This window comes from Desulfocicer vacuolatum DSM 3385 (assembly GCF_900176365.1).
GTDB classification, from domain to species: Bacteria; Desulfobacterota; Desulfobacteria; order Desulfobacterales; family Desulfobacteraceae; genus Desulfocicer; species Desulfocicer vacuolatum.
The window spans coordinates 1-1,448 of the sequence record NZ_FWXY01000075.1 but is presented as its reverse complement, the minus strand read 5'-3'; the positions used below and the strand labels follow the sequence as shown (position 1 = coordinate 1,448).

The window sequence follows — 1,448 nt, the reverse complement described above, 5'->3', positions numbered from 1 at the left end:
ATCAATGGTGATAATCCCTGAATTGGCAAATAGTTATGAGTAGTCTACATAATTCTTTTGCCAAAACAACACGAAAATAAGAGATAAGAATCTAAAGTTGAAGAATACAACTTTGTCAGGAAAGAAAAAGGGGTTGATGAGTCTACAATCTACTTTTGGATTCATAAAGATGCGCCTGAAGAGGTAAAAGAGGCGCTAAGACTTCTTACTTATACTGGAATTATCAGAAAAGTGGGTAGTTCAGTAAGAGCCACAAGAGCTGAATTAGGCCTAAAACAAGCGTGTTCATTAAGGTTCGATCGTGGACATTTTCGATAATTCCATATAGATACTTTTGAAACGAAGTTGAAAAAAACAAGAAAAAAAAGAGCGCAACTCTCCCTAAGAAATATTTGTGTTACAATTTTTAGTCATGATCACTTGGTGCCTTCCTTTTGCTATGATTGGGTTATGACTCACCATTTCAACCCGTTTAAAATGGCTGTCCGTTTATCCCTTGATTATGAAAATTCAAATTTTTTCAAAAGGAAAAGAAAATTGAAAACATGGTTGAGTTGATTATTATATCCGACAATCCGATAGACAATTTTTCTGGATTTTTTGATAATCAGACATGGAATATTAATAAAGGTACGGATGAATCGCTTAAATTCCATTTTCATAATCTGATTCCCCAGAACCCGGTAAGGCATCAACATTCCATACCATGCTTTGAGATCCCATGCCAAGGCGGCTATGACCATATAGGCCCAATTGGAATTCAGTGTGTTTGAAGGCGCTTTCAGGGCTTGAACTCCATTCTTCAACTGTTCAATGTCGTTTTCATGGTTTGCCCGATCCCGATAAAGATGAATCAATGATTCCGTACTTTTGACCTGGTCATTGGTGATATAGAAAAAAAATCGACAATCATCAAAAAGTTGTTCCTCTCCTTTTGAGACATTGATTATTTTTCTGATAGCGATCATTCGATATGATTTCTGGCATTTTCCCGGCTGATACTCAAATTCAGCAAAAAATTCGCATTCGGTCTGAAGATTTTTAAATTTTCTATTTTTTACTACCTGGGCCTTTATGTTTTCCGGTTTTTCACGTTCCTGAGTCTTTATCACCCGCTGAGGTTTATTGAACAACTGCCATTCTGTTTCTGAGATATCACAGGCTTTTTTTATCAAATTCTTTTTGGCATCCATACCAAAGATAAAGGTGCACCTTTCATCCCATCTGTCAAAATTGCCGGTCAGGCTAAAATCTGTATCCCCGCGCAGTATCACTTTTTCAAAATCAGGGCAAACAAGGTCAAGGCTTTTATCAATCCAGTGGGCTGATCCAAGGTGAGATGGCGCATTTCCTGATCGATTGACAATGTAAAGGGGTTCGCGGGTTCTATTCAATGAGACAATCAAAGGAGCATAGCCCCATATCCCTTTATAAGAAATATCCATCCC

1 protein-coding gene is annotated in these 1,448 nt (G+C 37.5%); it reads right to left on the bottom strand.

Translation table 11 applies throughout. The features are described from left to right. Nucleotides 1-500: 500 nt before the first annotated feature. Nucleotides 501-1,448, bottom strand: a 948-nt coding sequence (locus B9A32_RS20960; protein ID WP_139795848.1) for an IS1380 family transposase, incomplete at its 5' end; no start/stop codon positions are given.